The organism is Methyloceanibacter sp. (genome assembly GCF_051306395.1).
GTDB lineage: Bacteria > Pseudomonadota > Alphaproteobacteria > Rhizobiales > Methyloligellaceae > Methyloceanibacter.
Window position 1 is genome coordinate 1 of record NZ_JBPPND010000207.1, and the last position, 2699, is coordinate 2699.

Below are 2699 nucleotides of genomic sequence, written 5' to 3' on the forward strand. Positions count from 1 at the left end.
TTCCTCCTCGCCGTATCCGTCGTGATCCATGATGCGGTGCAGCCATTCGCGGCGCAGCTCGCGGTCGTGGCAGCGGCTGATCAGCGCCGCGTCCTTGCGCGGCACCGCGGACTGATAGCAGTAGCGGTTGATCGCCCAGTCTTGGACCTGGCCTTTGTTCAACTTGCCGCCATGCAGCAGCTTATGAAAGGGGTGCTTGTCGTGATACTGCACAGCGCCAATGGCGCGCAGCTCCTGCTCTAGTTCCTCGGGGCTCATAATCTTGGTCACGGCTTCTACCTCGATCTCAACCATTGGTCTTGTAGAGGAATAACGTAGCTCAGCGCCGCCGCCGCCTTCTTGATGCGCGTCAATCCTCAAATACTCGTCGACTAACGGCGCTTCTCGTGGCGCCTTCGAACCGGCCTATACCATGGTAAAACATGGTGAGGCCGGATGAGATTTTCATGACTCGTTCATGAACACTGTCTGGATACCGGATTAAGAACATCTGAAGCCCAAGATCCGGCCATCGGGACGTTATCGTAGCCGAAAGTCCGAATGGGCGCTATCGATCGACCTTTAAGCCAAAAAACGAAACGGCGACCTGGCTCTCGCCGGATCGCCGCTTCGCGTTTTCCGAGATGAGAAAAAAGCCGGACTAAGCGCGATCCAGCTCGGCTGGCAGGTAACTCGTCACCTCCATACCGGACTCCGTCTCCTCGATCGTCGGCTTGTGCCACTCACGCATGTTATTTCTCCTTCCGCGAGTTTATAGACCAAGCAATGGTCGGTACGGCCCTTAAGCTTGCGAACCCGAACGGCCGCCCGAACTCTGCGATTGGAATATGCGATCGGGTCATGATAATTTCCAATCGTATTTGCTAATAGAGAACATAAGCGCTGCTTATCGCCATGGTGTCCCTCAGACAGCTCCGCTATCTGGAATCTCTCGCCGAGACCCGGCATTTCGGCCATGCGGCGCAAGCTTGCGCGGTGAGCCAGCCGGCGCTGTCCATGCAGATCAAGGAGCTCGAGGACGAGCTGAAGCTCAGCCTGGTGGAGCGGCGCAAGTCCGGCATCGAGCTCACCCAGAGGGGGATGGAGGTGGCGCGCCGCGCGCGGACCATTCTCGCCTCGGTCCGCGACCTCGTGGACTACGCCAAGGGGCAAGAGGGCGTACTGTCCGGCGTGCTCAAGCTTGGCGCCATCCCGTCCATCGCGCCGTATCTGTTGCCGGCGGCCTTGCCCGCGTTGCAACAGCGCTTTCCGGCACTGTCCCTGCAGCTCCGCGAGACCGTCACCGAGACTCTTGTGCGCGAGCTTGTGAGCGGCGATCTCGACGTTATTCTCATCGCTCTGCCGATCGAGGAGCCGGAGCTGGAGACCCATCATTTGTTCGACGACGCCTTCATCCTCGCAACCCGGGCGACGGTCGAGAATGCGCACACGCGTGCGGCAACGCCCGACATGCTCGCCGACGACCGGCTGCTGCTGTTGGAGGAGGGGCATTGCCTGCGCGATCAGGCGCTGTCCTACTGCCACATGATGACGCGCGAAGCCCGCGAGAGCTTCGGCGCCTCAAGTCTCGCCACAATTGTGCAGATGGTGGCGAATGGCTACGGCATCACGCTTCTGCCCGAGATGGCGATCTCGAGCGAAATCCATCGCGGTGGGGACATTCGCCTGTTGCGCTTCGCCGCGCCCGAGCCCAAACGGGAGATCGGACTGGCTTGGCGCAAGACCTCGCCGCGCAAAACCGAGTTCGTACAGTTCGGCGAGCTTCTGCGCGATGTCCTGCCGGCCGGGGCGGCGCCGACGCCAAGGGCGCCGACACCAAGTAAGACGTCTAGCAAGAAGGGAGGCCGAAAACGCTAAGCACCCAACTTTCGATCCTGATGGCGGCGTTGATCTTCGCCAGGGCAGGGCTCGTGCGGCTCGTGCGTCCGGTCTCCGACTTCTATGTCGCGGGACGGATGATGCCGGCATTTCTCAACGGTCTGGCGATCGCGGCGTCCGCCATGGCGGCGCTCGTCTTCGTCGGCGCGTTCGGTGCGGTCGGCTTCGATTGGGACGGCGTCACCGCGCCGCTCCTTGGTGGAGGGCTGGGCCTCGTTCTCACGGGGCTGTTGCTCGCACCGTATCTGCGGTCCTATGGCGGCTACACGGTGCCCGATTTTCTCGCCGAGCGCTTCGGGGGCGACAAGATCCGGCCGCTTGCGGTGTTGGCCGTCGTCCTGTGCTCGTTTCCGGCCCTTGCGGCGGTCCTGCTCGCGTTCGGTCTCCTCACCGCCGCGGTGTTCCCGCTCTCGGCAACGGCCGGCGTGGGCGCCGGCATCGCGCTGATCCTCGTGGCGATGCTGATCGGCGGGATGCGCTCGCTGAGCCTGTCGCAAATCGCTTACTACGTGGTGATGCTCGCGGCTGGGCTTGCCGCCATCGCGGTTCTGCTATGGCAGACAGGCTCACCGTTCGCACTGGATACGGTCCTTGTCGACGAGGTGGTGCCAAGTTTGGGACTGCGCGCGTTCGCGCAATCGAGCCCCGTCAACATTGTTGCGCTCGTCTTCTGTGTGGCGGCCGGCGTAGCATCTTTGCCCTATCTCCTGATGCGGAGCTTCACGACGCCGTCGGCCGTCGATGCGCGAGTGTCGTTTCTCATCGCCCCGATCTTCGTCTTGTTCCTGTGCGTAGCGGCGCCCGCATTCGCCGCCCTCTAC

Annotated in this window: 3 protein-coding genes and 1 pseudogene; 2 read left to right on the forward strand and 2 right to left on the reverse strand. The window is 62.3% G+C overall.

Going from position 1 to position 2699, the window contains the following annotated elements:
* Together ACSLE4_RS10815 and pqqA are read right to left on the reverse strand one after the other, a co-directional pair.
* Nucleotides 1-294, reverse strand: a pseudogene (locus ACSLE4_RS10815) (pyrroloquinoline-quinone synthase PqqC); the annotation flags it as partial.
* Nucleotides 295-640: 346 nt separating this feature from the next.
* The gene (gene pqqA / locus ACSLE4_RS10820; protein ID WP_069624483.1) at nucleotides 641-730 is read right to left on the reverse strand and encodes a pyrroloquinoline quinone precursor peptide PqqA; all 90 of its coding nucleotides are present in this window, start codon (nucleotides 728-730) and stop codon (nucleotides 641-643) included.
* A gap of 164 nt (nucleotides 731-894) precedes the next feature.
* On the opposite strand from pqqA, the gene ACSLE4_RS10825 reads away from it, so the two are divergent.
* Together ACSLE4_RS10825 and ACSLE4_RS10830 are read left to right on the forward strand one after the other, a co-directional pair.
* The gene (locus tag ACSLE4_RS10825) at nucleotides 895-1857 is read left to right on the forward strand and encodes a LysR substrate-binding domain-containing protein (RefSeq protein WP_435904465.1); all 963 of its coding nucleotides are present in this window, start codon (nucleotides 895-897) and stop codon (nucleotides 1855-1857) included.
* A gap of 20 nt (nucleotides 1858-1877) precedes the next feature.
* A partial coding sequence (locus ACSLE4_RS10830) for a sodium:solute symporter family transporter (protein WP_435904466.1) occupies nucleotides 1878-2699 on the forward strand: 822 nt, incomplete at its 3' end.